Source organism: Methanobrevibacter sp. TLL-48-HuF1 (genome assembly GCF_023617305.1).
In the GTDB taxonomy this organism is placed as follows: domain Archaea; phylum Methanobacteriota; class Methanobacteria; order Methanobacteriales; family Methanobacteriaceae; genus Methanocatella; species Methanocatella intestini.
Window position 1 is genome coordinate 309,714 of sequence record NZ_CP081485.1, and the last position, 14,243, is coordinate 323,956.

Below are 14,243 nucleotides of genomic sequence, written 5' to 3' on the forward strand. Positions count from 1 at the left end.
AATATTTTTTTTCACTTTCCTGTGTTTTTTATGAATCAGATTTTTTTATTTTAACTGTCTTTAGTATTTTCCCAATAATCTCTGTTAGTAAGATTAAATGCATTTTTCAGTTAAAAAATATCCATACACTTTTTAAATCTAAAAAAAAGTTATGGCATTAAATTTTCATGAAAAACATATTTTATTTCTTCTTCAAATTCTTCAACAGGAATTATGGTCATGTCAAAAGTTTTACTCAAAATATAGATAGTGTTTGGGTTAATTACATCAGTTAAAACCAAAAATGAATGATTTTTATCCAAATTTAGCATATTTGCCACATGAGAATATTTGTTGATATAATGCTGGTAATTTCCGGTTTTTCCTTCAACCCAGTATATTTCACCATTTATTAAAAAAACAACATCTAATTCAAAATCATTTCCATTTGGAAGAATAATCTGAGGATTAATTAAATATGTATATTCAATAGCTACAGGTAATGATTTTAATGAATCCTGTATTGTTTTTCGAATAAAGACCTCCAGCCAGTGCCCGGTAAGAAAATTAATTGCAATCGGAATTTTATTTGGTGTTGCATGAATAAAATATCTTGGTGACTTATCGTATTTGTATTCTGATAAAAATGCTATATCGTAAAGAGTGGTGCATAGCTGGCATGAAGCTGAAATTTCGCTTTGTGTTGAGTTCTTTAAATCTAAATGAAATCCATTAGGTTTATTTAAATGACGTTTGATAGTTTCATAAACTTTTCTGATATCTTTGTACCGATTTCCCATAAAATATGCGATGTTGTCAAGTGAAGTGTTTTCCTGAAAAGAATCAACGTACGTTTTAACAGTGATGTTTTTCTCCTGCAGTTTATCAATCAATATACTGACATCAATTTCTTTGATGCTGCAACCAGAGTCCATATCTGCGTTTTCATGGTTATCTTCACTAGATTCAACAGCCACATCAAATTTATCATTAACTTCATTATTTTCATTCTTTTCTAATGAATCAGCAATTCTTTCTAAAGATGATGCAATGTTTTTTAATAACAAAAATTCTTCTTCATTCATACAATCAATATATAATTTTATTAATTAATATTAATATTATTAACTAATTTCCATGCTGAATATTTTTTGCAGACATAATTTCAAATTAACAACAATTAAATTCTTATTTTCAAGGATAGTACATCTACACCACCACAAATTTGACAGGATAACAAATTAATCCAACAAAAATCATCATAAAAAAAATAATTAATATTGTATACAATTTGTGTTTTTAGATGGGAAAAAAACATTTATTTATTTTTAAAATCAGTGAAAATTAGAAAAAAAGTACAAAAATAAAACAATATAATAAAAAAGAAGATAGCAATTAAAAAATTACTATCTAAAACAGATACTTAATTAACAAATCTATTTGATAGCTAATTTAATATCTTCTGCTTTAACAGTTTTTCTACCTGCGTGACGTGCAAATCCAACAGCTTTTTGAGCGATTTCGTTTCCACATTCTTCGATAGCTTCGGTTAAAGCGATTTTTGCGTCATCACTGACTCTTTGAGCACCAGCGTTTTTTAATATCCTGCCTACAGGAGCAATTGGTAATTCCATAATTAACACCTCATTTTTTTATATAGATAGTTTAAACTTTCCCATATATAAATATATTGGTATATTTTCCTTAAATTTACAAAATTTCAATATAATAAAGTGAACTATCCTATCTTTAAGGTGCTACTTACTGAAAAGTAAAATGTTTTTCAAAGAGTAATCAAAATAAAAAATCAGATAAAAATATGAAAATATAAAGTATTTATAAAAAAATTAAAAATAAAAAAAGAGAAAAAAGATTTAAATAGCTATAAATCTATTTATTCATTAAAATTTTCCTTAAAGTGTCAATATCTGCATCTACCTGTTTTGGTTTGGTACATGCATCAATTGCAGTATTCGGATCCTTAAGTAAATGGCCAGTAACAACACAAGTTACTGTTTCTCCCTTATCTACAACACCTTCATCACATAATTTTTTAAGACCTGCAATTGAAGCTGCAGAAGCAGGTTCAACACCAATTCCCTCTTTTCTAGCTAATAATTTTTGAGCGTCCAATATTTCTTCATCACTGACTGTTTCAGAATATCCGTCAGATTCATAAATAGCTCTCAAAGCTTTAATATCACTTACAGGAGCACCTATACGAATTGCAGTAGCTATTGTTTCCGGATTTTCTACTGGAACAACTCTGTCAGCATGTTTTTTAAATGCATTTGTAACTGGACATGCACCTTCAGCTTGAATTCCAGTCATCATAGGTACACTATCTACAAAACCTGCTTCGTAAAACTCTTTAACACCTTTCCAGATAGCTGAAATATTTCCTGCATTTCCAACAGGTAAAATAATTCTGTCTGGAGATTGCCAACCTAAATCCCTTAATATTTCATATCCGATTGTTTTTTGACCTTCAAGTCTGTAAGGGTTAATTGAATTTAACAAGTAAAGATGTTTTTCTAATGCAAGAGCAGTCATAGCTTCAAGTGCTTCATCAAAGTTTCCGTTAATAGACATTACTTCAGCACCATGGAACATAGCCTGTGCCAATTTTCCTAAAGCTACTTTTCCAGAAGGTAAAAATACAATACAACGTAAACCTGCTCTAGCTGCATATGCTGCAAGAGATGCTGAAGTATTTCCAGTTGAAGCACATCCGACAGTGTGAACTCCCAATTCCATAGCTTTAGTCATACCAACAGTCATTCCCCTGTCTTTAAAACTTCCTGTCGGATTTGATCCTTCAACTTTAACATATAAATTGATACCTAATTCATCACCTAATTTGTCACATTTGCAAAATGGAGTTCCTCCTTCGTTAAGGGAAACTATTTTAGATTCATCAACAGGTATACATTCTTTAAATTTCCATAAAGTATCTTTTCTGCCGTCAAAGATATCTTTAGAAACATCAAAATCACTAACAAGTTCGAGAACAGATCCACATTTTTCACAAGTGTAAATTATCTCATCATTATCATATTCTTCTCCGCATGAAACACATCTAATCATAAAAAATCACTACATATTATTTTAATAATCATCAATATAAAAATTTAACCAAAAATTGAAAGAATAAAATTTGCAATTGGTACAGTTAAATAAACTTCAATAACACCAGCTATTGCCATTAAAATAACCGCAGCACCAAGTAAAATCAATGACTGTTTTAATTTGTCATAATTTTTCTCCAGTGAGTATACTAATTTATCCTTAAATGTTAAATTATAAAATTTATCTTCCAATCTGACATAATCAAAATCAGGCTTTGCTATATTATACATCAGTCTGAATAAAAAATGGAAGAGTACAAATCCTGATGCAGTAGCTATTATACATGAGGAAAATTCAAAAATCCCATGAGGTATAATGTATAATAAAACCTTAAAAAGATTTTGAGAATCAGCTATATAATAACCTACAAAAAAACCGTTGTATGCAAGAATAACTCCTGAAAAACAGAAGAATATTCCCAATAAAAACATTCTGAAAACAATTAAAATGTTATTTGTAAAAATTGTTTGAAATGTTAAAGTTATAACACCAGTTTTTACATCTTCAGTTAACTTATCTACAACCGGATCAAATATGCTCTGCAAATAAGGGTGCAATATATAACCTGCAATTAAAGTACCTAGTAAAAGGATAACTGAAATATAAATAGCTGTCTTATTTTCTAAAAAAGCTAATTTAATTTCATTTCTAATATTTAACATTATATCAGATTATTAGCTATTTCACGAGCTTCATCCTGTCTGTCATGAATTTCGTCAAACATTTCAACCATTAATTCGCTGGCTTTTGCTTTACAGTCTCCACAGCGTAAAGATCCGTCTAAACAGTCATGGCGTATTTTTTCAAGTTCCTTATCATCATCTATTAAATGATATACAAACATTTCATAAATTACGCAGTTATCTACCTGACCGCCTAATTCCTGCTGTTCTTTTAAGCTTTCCCTACCACCGGTTTTAGCTGTTTTAACTTTTTTAGCTGCAGTTTTACTGTCCTCATTTAAATAAATTGCTGTAGAAGGTTTGCTGCTGCTCATTTTATCTCCACTTAAACCAGTCAGGAACCTGTGATAAGTGGAAGACGGAGGCAAAAATCCATATTCATCATTAAGTTTATGTGCAATATCCCTTGTTAGCCTTATATGAGGATCCTGATCTACCCCAACAGGAACTACAACCCTTTTAGGACCTCCAAATTCTTCAAGTTGAGGAAGTAAAATATCCGCTACCTGAACAAGAGGTGCCTGAATATGAGCAATATTTGTTGACTGGTTGAATCCATAAATAGCTTTTAATTCATTGAAATTAGTTTTTTTAGAAGCTTTAAAAGCTAAATCTCTAAGAGTATCGTTTTTAGATTGAAGATAAACATTAACATTATCTTCTTCCAAATCCAAACCTAATGCAATATAATTAGTTAAATATTCATTGACAGCTATGTCTCTTGCCTTTTCAAAACTCATGTCTCTGGCTGCATATGATTCCAAATCAGCTATTAAAATAGACAACATTGCACCTTTGTCCTGATACCATTTCAATTGATCAACAACCATTTTATGGCCAATATGCATTTGTCCACTTGGCATCATTCCGCCAACAACTGCAAAGTCTTCCTTTTTATTAATTAAATTATTGACCTTATCAAAGTCCCTATGTCCAAAAATTACTCCCCTTTTCATTAATCTGTGAGGATTTTCTACATCATTAATTAAGTCTGAAAATTTTTGAATTCCAAATTGATTAACTAACTTATCATAATCTACACTTGATGATGCCCATGGATCTATCAAATAAATCACCTTACTTCCAATAACTACATTAAATTAAATATATAATTAAAAATTATAATAGTAAATCTAATTACCTATAAAAATATAAATCATTTCTTTAATTAAAACTTATGGTCTTGTCCATTCAACATTATAGTATGTAATATCCAAATCATCATCTACAATAGCTAAAAGAAGTTTCTTATTAACACCATGAGAAACTCTAACATAACTTGAGAAATCCAGTGCATTAATCTCATAAGTTTCATAAATAATTTTAACCAAATAGTCAGAATGCCCTTTTCCTGGACCTCCTCCCCTATTATACAAACGGAAATCTGAACCATATTTAAATCCGGTTTTAATAACATAACCCCGGTCTTTTAAATCACGAAAAACAATGTATTTTCCATAAATCTCCTTATTTTTCAAAAGGTCAATAAAATAATCTAAACTACATTTAATTTCATCTTCATAAACATCTAAACGACCTTTTTCAAGTAAATAACAAGCTTCAATTAAAGAAAGATTCAAAGTATCTGCTTCAATTTTACCAAATAGACTTTTTTCATGTAAAGCTATCGGTCTTTTACTACCTTCTTCAATTTTTATAGATACAATATCATTAGATAAATTTCCGCGCATTAAAACACCATCAAAAGAAAAAAATTATATTTAATGGAGTTATTTATGGTTACGATATTATATATATCTTTAGAAAAAAAGAAATAAGAGCTAAACTCTTATAAAAATATTATTTGCCATGTCCCTTGATAATTCAATGTTTTTATCACCAATAGACACTACGAAAACATCAGAATCATCATGATAATCATGATAATAAATATCTGACCCAACAGATATTCCTAAATCAGAAATTTTATCTAAAAGTTCAGAATTTCCACGAATAAAAGATACAATACCTTCCGTACTTGAATTTAATTCTGAAATAGATAATAAATTAAATTTCCTGTTTATAACTTGATCAAAATCCTTTACTGAGAAACACTGACTGCAGTTACTGAATTCCAAATCGCAGGCCGGGATAATACTCTCACTAGGACCTAAATCTGGATGATGTAACATTGTACAAAGTGCTCTTTCAGCTTCATCTGATAATGTATGTTCCATTTTACAAGCTTGTTCATGTACATTTTCTTGTTTAATATTTAAAACTTCAATTAAAAATTTTTCAAGAATCCTATGCTTCCTTGTTATTTTTTGAGCAATCTTCATCCCTTCATCAGTTAAAGAAGCTCCCTTATATGGAATGTAATTAACATAATTTAACTTTTCTAATTTTTTAAGCATTTGAGTTACACTACCAGGTGCAATCTCTAATTCCTTAGATAAAGTTGTAGTAGAGATTTGTTCTTTATTACTACCATTACGATAAAGAACTTCCAAATATTCTTCAATATTTTCACTAATTCCATCATTTGCCATAAGATTTCACCTAGATTAAACAATTATATATTGGAATTAAGAGTATAAAAAGTTTGGGATAGCCTAAATATAATATTAAAAAAAATTTTAAAAATAAAAAAAAGAAGTATTAACTCAAAAAATTGAGTTAATAAGGTAAAACATCATAAGTTCCTTTGTTAATGTAAGAATTAGTGTTCCAATTCTTAATTACGCCTAAAGAGTTTCTGGTACTTGTTGGATCAGCAACAACCCATTTTCCATCAATGTAAAATTGAACCCAGACATGACCAACATCCAATCCACTTGTAAATACACATTTACCTGTAGCAAATCTAGCAGTTAAACCAACAGATCTTGCCATTGCCACCAATAATTGTGCTTGGTCACAACAGTTTCCATAACCTTTAATTAAAGTACCTTCAGCACCATAAACTGTATCAAAATACATTTTATAGGCAATGTTATCTCTAACAAATTTAAATAAAGCATCTGCCTTATCCCATGTAGAATCTATACCTCTGACCAAATCTTTTGCTTTATCAGCAACTTTTACTGAAGCTCCAGAATCCATAGTATTATTAATAAATACTGAATTAGGTAATGTTTTACTATTATCAGCATAATAAGCCAATATTCTTGAAAATGCATCTAATAATTCAGAATAGCTTATTTTACCTGCACTTGAAGATGCATAATTAGGAGCTTGTCCATTGTTAATGATAAACTGAGAAACTCTAGATGCAACATCCAAATATTCAGTTTTATTAAGGTTACTTGTTATTCTGTCACCACTTGGAGTAGACGGACTGGATGCTCCAACAACAGCAATATCTCCTAAATTACCACCATTAATATTCACAATAGCTTTACTCATCAAGTATAAGAATTGAGATAAAGTATACTGTTCATCATTTAAAATTACATAATCAGGCAATGCATTATTTGCTTGAATATGTGCTTTTAAAACCTTAGCCGCAGACAATATGGCATTTATAGATATATTATCCCCTACTTTACCTGAAGATTCTGGAATACTTTCAGTTAATCTAGTTAACACATTAGTAGAAGATGAAATTTTCTCCTTACCAGAAACACCACAGTAATCACAGTCACAGTATGCACAGGTAAGCTCTCCTTCTGCAGTACCTTTTGGATTAATTAATAAAGTTCCGTAATATCCGCATTGAGGACAATAATTTAACCAAACAGTAGTGTAGAACACACCAGGATTGTAAGATGTGCCTCCAGCACTTACTTTCATTGTAACTGTTAAGGAATAATTGTCCAATAAATTTGTAACAAAGACAAAGTTAGGAAATGCACTGTTAGAGTTATAATATGATAAAATCCTTGCATATGCATAAATTAATGATTCATATTTAATATCACCTAAAGTACTTGAAATATTACCTGGAGCTACACCATTTGCAGCAATATAATCAGCTAATGTTTTAGCTAATGATACAAATTCAGATTTTACTAACTGCTTATTGATTACATCACCAGAAGTTTTAGATGAAGCATTAACTAAAATAGCAGTAATTGCTTTGGAATCACTGTTGCCTATTTCTTCAGTAGCTTTAGTCATTAAGTATAAAAACTGAGGCATCGTATAATTAGAATTGCCAATAGTTATAAACTTTGGCAATACACCATTAGCTTCAATATATTTCTTTAAGGATGCTGAAGCCCCTACAATAGAACTTACAGATACAGAATCGCCATAAGATGGAGTAACATTATGAGTGTTTAATTTATTGAAATCAATAAAGTTACAAACACCCCATCTAAACATCATAACACCACTTGCACCACCATTATATGCTGCTTGAGCATCATTTGACAACTCTGAGGCTGACAACTTTGTAATATCATTATCAGAGACATATGTTTGTAAACCTACCCAAATTGCTGCTCCATTAGAATTTTCAACAAACCATTGAGTGATTGATGAAATCCAACTGGTTCCTGAATTATAATTTCCTTTATAAGCCATAGGAACTATAATATCCAAATACTTACTGATAACTGGAATATCCTGACCATATACATATGCATCATTTTTCTCAGGCATTACTGCTGCAGAAATTAAACAATTAGGATTAACACTACGTATAGCCGCTGTAGCTAATTTTACAAATTCAGTTATAGCTTCAGTTCCACCAGGATGTTTATATGCAGTACCAGGATATCTTAAATAATCAAAGTGAACACCAGCCACACCAGGAAGTGCAGCATATTTTTTAGCTTCAGCTATTCTCTCATTGAATAAAGCTGTGTTCATGGATCCGTCACTATTTAATGGAGAAAGCCATCCACCATCATAAAATACCTGCATCCATATATGAACTTTGATACCATAAGAATTAGCTTGCTTAATCCATGATAATACACTAGATTCTCCATATTTAGTGAATGCATAGAAATTTAAGAAAATATTACCTGTTCCAGAAGCTGCTAGACTAGTTAAGTCTACATTATACATATTAGCTCCTTGAACCCAGTATCCGTTTCCATTATTAATGTATTTAGTTATTACAATTGAACTAGTGCCTTCACAGCCTAAATATTCATTGTTTCCTGCAAATTTATATGATATTTCATATGTACCTACAGTTCCTAATTTTATATTTAAACTAGCAATTCCTTTAGCATCAGTTGTTTTGGTATAATTTACACCATTAATTGTAAATATAACCTTTTCATTTGATATTGGATTGCCATCACCATTTTTAAGTAAAACTTTAAATTCATCATTTGAATTTTGAGTAAATACAGTACCACTATTAACAGTAAATGATGAATCTTTTCTATCTACAACAATACAATATGCCTCACCATTACTTGGAGCTAATTTAGAATCTCCTTTAAATGAATAAGTAATATAATAAGTACCGGTATTTAAACTAATAGTTAAACTAGCAATACCCTTGTTATCAGTAGTTCTAGTATAATTTACACCATTTATATTAATAATTACATTTCTATTAACTATAGGAACTCCGCCTGCAGTCAATAAAACATTGAACTTTTGACCTGCATTTTTACCTACAGTAATATCATCACCATGAATAACTGTTTTATTAGTATCTATTAAAGATACAATAGTTGATCCAGTGACTTTTTTGTAACCGGTATCATTCAATGTATATGATATGCTGTATACTTTAACATCTAATCTAAGATTTATACTAGCAACACCATTTTTATCAGTTACCCTTAAATAATTAACTCCATTTATATTAAAGTAGACATTTTTATTAATTACTAAATTACCATCTTCATCTTTTACTAAAACTGAAAATGCATCACCTTTTAATACTACATTATCTTCAGGTGTGAAAACTACATCTTTACCTTCATAAACAGAAATAGTGCTTGATGTACTAGACGCTAAATACCCACCATTTTTATTAAAGTTATAAGTTGCAGTATAATTACCCGGAGTAGCTAAGTTAATATTGTATTTAGCTATACCTTTACTATCAGTAGTGCTTGTATATGTAACACCACCAACATTAAGACTGATACTTTGATTACTTACAGTATGATTAAACTGATCATATAATGTAATACTTACAACTTTATTATCATCAGCTATAAAATCATAGTGTTGTGTTTTAATAATAGTGTTAACAGAATCAACAACAGTAATAGTGTAACCTACATCATATCCATCAAGTGGATGGTATGCAGTTAAGATGTATGTTTTAGGATATAACTTAATATTAAGTTTAGCTACACCTTTGTCATTAGTATCACGATGATAAAGTACACCATTAATATTGAAAGCAACACTTGTATTAACTAAAGGAGTACCATCACCATGTAAGAAAGTAGCATAAAATTGATTTTCATCTAAATATAATTTATTTAAATCATCAGCTACAACGGTAGGCAATACTTTAACAGTATTTGCACATTCATAACCATCATTAGGATTATATGCAGTTAATATATAAGTGTTAGGACGAAGTTGAATACCAAGACGAGCTACACCTTTATCATTAGTATCACGAGTATAAAATACACCATTAATATTAAATTTAACAGTAGTATTAACTAAAGGATTGCCATAACCATCTAAAAAAGTAGCATAATATTGAGTTCCATTTTTATAGAACTTTGTAATATCATCACCATTTATAGTTGGAATTACTTTAATAAGTGAAGTAGTACTAGCTGGAGCATATTCGCTTGTTCCTTTGTAATTCACAGTAACATTATACAAACCAGAGTATAAATTTACACCCATAGAAGCTAAACCACTTTCATTAGTGACTTTATTATAAGTAACACCATTAATTACAATACTTATAGATTGATTAGCTAATCCAATTCCGTTTTCATCAGTTAAATTAATCATGAACCTAGTACCATTCTTATAATACATTTCTATACTAGGAGCATCTAAATTAACAGCTTTTTGTTGGTTGCTCTCTCCAATTACATTATTGCTATTTTCTTCAATAACATTACTATAAGAAACAACATTATTATTTGATTCATTAACAGATATAGAATCATCAGGAGCTGTTAATACTGTAGAATTTGAGTCAACAGTATTTACATCCATTGCAGAGATTGCACTAACTGACAAAAATACAGTTAGAATCACCAGTGCAAAGATTATTACACGTTTTTTCAAAATCATTTACCTCCATTATAAATTTAATTTAACTATAAATTAAAAAATTATTTTCAGTACTTAATTATATTAAGAATATTGTATATAAATCTATTTATTTAATAAAACTGCTTAAATAGTTCTAATTTAAAAAATTAAGTATTAAAACCCCAGAATATTAAGAAATTAATAAAAATTATATTGATTTAAAGGATAATAAGTTAAAATTACAACAAGTAATCTTTTAAGTTTTATAAGATTATGAAATTATAAAAGATTATGAAAATTTCATTTAAATTAAAATAAAATGACAAACAATTTATAAAAAATAAAAAAACTAATTTGAATTGAATTATATAAAAAAACAAACTAAAAAATTTAGTAAATTGAAAAATAAGCAAGAAAAATAGAAAATAAAAAAAGATGTAAATAATTTTACATCATAGGTGGCATACCACCCATACCTCCAGGCATACCACCCATTGGAGGCATTCCGCTAGCATCATTTCCAGATTCATCGGGACCTGGAGAGTTTAATGCATTTTTAGCTGCAATCATATCATCAATACGTAATATCATTTCAGCAGCTTCACTAGCAGCTTTAATAGCTTGTGTTTTAATCCTAAGTGGTTCAATAACACCAGCTTCTTCCATGTCAACAAGTTTACCGGTAAATACATTAATACCAGTAGTTGAAGAGTTTTCATGAGCAGCTTTTAATTCTGCAATTAAATTAATGGTATCCAAACCAGCATTTTCAATTAAAGTCCTTGGAATAACTTCAACTGCATTTGCATAAGCTAAAATAGCTAATTGTTCTCTTCCACTTACAGATTCACCATATGCTCTTAATCCTTTTACTAAATCAATTTCACAAGCTCCTCCACCAATGAGAACTTTACCGTCTTCAATAGTAGCTGCTACAACACCTAAAGCATCATCTAATGCTCTGCTAATTTGTTCAGTTACATAACGAGTACTTCCTCTAAGTACAATTGAAGATGCTTTTGGATTTTCACATTCTTCAATGAAAGTTAATTTGTGGTCGAATATTTTATCAACATATACATGACCTGCAGAACCTAATTTGTCAGCAGTTAAATCTTCAATATCAGTTACATACTGAGCACCAGTAGCTTTGTTGATTCTTTCCATATCGGATTTTTTAACTCTTTTATAAGCCATGATTCCTGCTTTGTTTAAGTAGTGTTGTGCCATATCGTCAATACCTTTTTGACAGAATAAGACATTTGCTCCAGATGCAACAACTTTATCTACTAAATCTTTAATCATTTCTTCTTCATTGTTTAAGAAAGCTTCAAATTGTGCAGGGTCTGTAATATCAATTTTAGCATCAGTGTTGATTTCTTTTAATTCAATAGGATATTTAATTAAAGCAATTTTAGCATCTTCAACATCAGTAGGCATGTTTTTAGATACTGGATCTTTATCCATAACAATACCTTCAGCTAAAAATGAATCTTCAACTGAATCTCCGGAAATTCTTTGGATATTGATGTTGTCAATATCGATTTCACCATCTTCAGCTATTCTTAAAGCTGCATCTACTACTAAATCAGCTAATTTATCTTTAGCATAATCTGATCCTTTACCGGTCATAGCAGTCATAGCTACTTTTTTAAGAGTTTCCCTATCATCAGCATCCATAGCTACATTGTTTAAAATTTCAATAGCTTTAGCTGCTGCATTTCTGTAACCTTTTACAATAACAGAAGTTGCAATTCCATCTTCTAATAATTCTTGAGCTTTAACTAATAATTCACCAGCTATTACAACAACGGAAGTGGTTCCGTCTCCAACAATGTCTTCTTGTTTTTTAGCTGTTTCTACAAGCATTCTAGCAGCAGGTTGAGTGATATCCATTTCTCTCATTATAGTTGCACCATCATTAGTAACAATAACATCACCTAATGAATCAGTTAACATTTTGTCCATTCCTTTAGGACCTAAAGTAGTTCTTACAATATCTTTTAAAACTTTAGCTGCTGTAATATTCATTCTTAAAGCATCTCTTTTAGAATACCTTTCAGTACCTTCAGGAAGAATGAATATTGGTTGATTTGCCATCATATCACCTTAATTAATAAATTTCTATAAAAAAACAATATAAAATCAAAAAGTTTTATATATTAATAATGAGTTTGAGGTTATATAAAAACTTTAGCATATTCAAAATTGCATAACATATATATAATATAAAATGTAATATATACATTACATAATGTAAAAATTAATTTACATTAAAAAATGTGATTATTATGAAACTTAAGAAAATAGTTTTAATATTGCTATTAACATTAGCACTATTTTCCATTTCAAGTGTAAGTGCACAAAATATTGATGTTAATACTACAAACGATATTAATCCATTAAATGAAGTTTTAATAGATGAATCAATAGCCCCATCTAATGAACTTAGAAATAAATCATCTATAATCTCAAATAACTTAGAGAAATATTATAAAAATGATAAAGGATTCTGTGCTACATTTTATAATGAAAATGGAACTCCACTAACTAATAAAAATATAACTTTTAGTGTTAATGGAGTAAGCTATATTAAAACAACTGACAATAAGGGTACTGCCAAATTAAATATTAATTTAGAATCAGGTAACTATACAATAATATCATACAATCCAACCACCAATGAAACAATAACTAATAATATAACTGTTCTATCAAGTATTAACGGTAGCGACCTTACAAAATACTTTAAAAATGCAACACAATACTCAGTTACATTGTATGATAAAACTGGAAAAGCTTTAGTTAATAAAACCGTGCGTTTCAATATAAATGGAATATTCTCCGAACGTAAAACCAATGAAAAAGGAGTAGCTCAGTTAAATATTAACCTAGATCCTGGAAACTATATTGTAACGGTTTACAACCTGGTTACAGGTGAAGAAAAATCCAATAACATTAATGTAGTGTCAAGAATACAACTGCTAGATTTAAATAATGCATCAAATGTAATACTGCCTGGGGGATATGTTATACCTGTAATGTCTATTGGTGATGGAAAGGCTTATGCTCAATGCAGAGCAACAACTCTTGACGAAAAAGGAAACCCCTTAGCTAATCAACTAATAACATTTAATATAAATGGAATCATTTATAAAGGCACTACTAACAAATTTGGTATAATCGATGCCATCATATATATTAATGCAGATTGGGGAACTACATACCATATATGTACTGCAACATTCGGAGAATCATTTGTTTCCCAAACTGTTATAGTTAAACGTTTTATTATTGGTTAACTATAAAATAAAATTAAATTTTGAAAGTTTATAAAAACTTTCATTCTTATTTTTTTAAAAA

Annotated in this window: 10 protein-coding genes; 1 reads left to right on the forward strand and 9 read right to left on the reverse strand. The window is 29.4% G+C overall.

The window, feature by feature from the left end; all coding sequences use genetic code 11:
• Window positions 1-149: 149 nt before the first annotated feature.
• The 9 genes from K4897_RS01530 to thsA all read right to left on the reverse strand — a co-directional run bounded on the left by K4897_RS01530 (window position 150) and on the right by thsA (window position 12,983).
• On the reverse strand, window positions 150-1,064 hold the full coding sequence (locus tag K4897_RS01530; RefSeq protein ID WP_250416337.1) for a DUF1887 family protein: 915 nt from the start codon (window positions 1,062-1,064) through the stop codon (window positions 150-152).
• Between the two features lie 351 nt (window positions 1,065-1,415).
• Window positions 1,416-1,613, reverse strand: a complete 198-nt coding sequence (locus K4897_RS01535) for a histone family protein (protein ID WP_004034256.1) — start codon at window positions 1,611-1,613, stop codon at window positions 1,416-1,418.
• A 256-nt stretch (window positions 1,614-1,869) separates the two neighbouring features.
• Window positions 1,870-3,066 (reverse strand): threonine synthase, encoded by a 1,197-nt coding sequence (thrC, locus tag K4897_RS01540; RefSeq protein WP_004034258.1) that lies wholly within the window; start codon window positions 3,064-3,066, stop codon window positions 1,870-1,872.
• A gap of 44 nt (window positions 3,067-3,110) precedes the next feature.
• Complete coding sequence (locus K4897_RS01545) at window positions 3,111-3,770, reverse strand: stage II sporulation protein M (RefSeq protein WP_250416339.1); 660 nt, start codon at window positions 3,768-3,770, stop codon at window positions 3,111-3,113.
• Window positions 3,770-4,858 (reverse strand): tryptophan--tRNA ligase, encoded by a 1,089-nt coding sequence (locus tag K4897_RS01550; RefSeq protein ID WP_250416340.1) that lies wholly within the window; start codon window positions 4,856-4,858, stop codon window positions 3,770-3,772. Before K4897_RS01550 ends, K4897_RS01545 begins: the two co-directional genes overlap by 1 nt.
• A gap of 108 nt (window positions 4,859-4,966) precedes the next feature.
• Window positions 4,967-5,482: a tRNA-intron lyase gene (gene endA / locus K4897_RS01555; protein ID WP_019264139.1), complete on the reverse strand. Its 516-nt coding sequence runs from the start codon at window positions 5,480-5,482 to the stop codon at window positions 4,967-4,969.
• Window positions 5,483-5,572: 90 nt separating this feature from the next.
• On the reverse strand, window positions 5,573-6,283 hold the full coding sequence (locus K4897_RS01560) for a metal-dependent transcriptional regulator (RefSeq protein WP_019264140.1): 711 nt from the start codon (window positions 6,281-6,283) through the stop codon (window positions 5,573-5,575).
• Window positions 6,284-6,410: 127 nt separating this feature from the next.
• Window positions 6,411-10,919 carry a pseudomurein-binding repeat-containing protein gene (locus K4897_RS01565; protein WP_250416342.1) on the reverse strand — a complete coding sequence of 1,503 codons (4,509 nt, stop codon included), beginning with the start codon at window positions 10,917-10,919 and terminating at the stop codon, window positions 6,411-6,413.
• 408 nt (window positions 10,920-11,327) lie between these two features.
• Window positions 11,328-12,983, reverse strand: coding sequence for a thermosome subunit alpha (gene thsA, locus K4897_RS01570; RefSeq protein WP_019264142.1), 1,656 nt, complete (start codon window positions 12,981-12,983; stop codon window positions 11,328-11,330).
• 188 nt (window positions 12,984-13,171) lie between these two features.
• On the opposite strand from thsA, the gene K4897_RS01575 reads away from it, so the two are divergent.
• The gene (locus K4897_RS01575) at window positions 13,172-14,182 is read left to right on the forward strand and encodes an adhesin (RefSeq protein WP_019268358.1); all 1,011 of its coding nucleotides are present in this window, start codon (window positions 13,172-13,174) and stop codon (window positions 14,180-14,182) included.
• Window positions 14,183-14,243 lie beyond the last annotated feature (61 nt).

Excerpts from the sequence above, each read along its gene's own strand:
- K4897_RS01530 (WP_250416337.1), bottom strand. The coding sequence starts at position 1,064 with ATGAATGAAGAAGAATTTTTGTTATTAAAAAACATTGCATCATCTTTA.
- K4897_RS01535 (WP_004034256.1), bottom strand. The coding sequence starts at position 1,613 with ATGGAATTACCAATTGCTCCTGTAGGCAGGATATTAAAAAACGCTGGT.
- thrC (WP_004034258.1), bottom strand. The coding sequence starts at position 3,066 with ATGATTAGATGTGTTTCATGCGGAGAAGAATATGATAATGATGAGATA.
- K4897_RS01545 (WP_250416339.1), bottom strand. The coding sequence starts at position 3,770 with ATGTTAAATATTAGAAATGAAATTAAATTAGCTTTTTTAGAAAATAAG.
- endA (WP_019264139.1), bottom strand. The coding sequence starts at position 5,482 with ATGCGCGGAAATTTATCTAATGATATTGTATCTATAAAAATTGAAGAA.
- K4897_RS01560 (WP_019264140.1), bottom strand. The coding sequence starts at position 6,283 with ATGGCAAATGATGGAATTAGTGAAAATATTGAAGAATATTTGGAAGTT.
- K4897_RS01565 (WP_250416342.1), bottom strand. The coding sequence starts at position 10,919 with ATGATTTTGAAAAAACGTGTAATAATCTTTGCACTGGTGATTCTAACT.
- thsA (WP_019264142.1), bottom strand. The coding sequence starts at position 12,983 with ATGATGGCAAATCAACCAATATTCATTCTTCCTGAAGGTACTGAAAGG.
- K4897_RS01575 (WP_019268358.1), top strand. The coding sequence starts at position 13,172 with ATGAAACTTAAGAAAATAGTTTTAATATTGCTATTAACATTAGCACTA.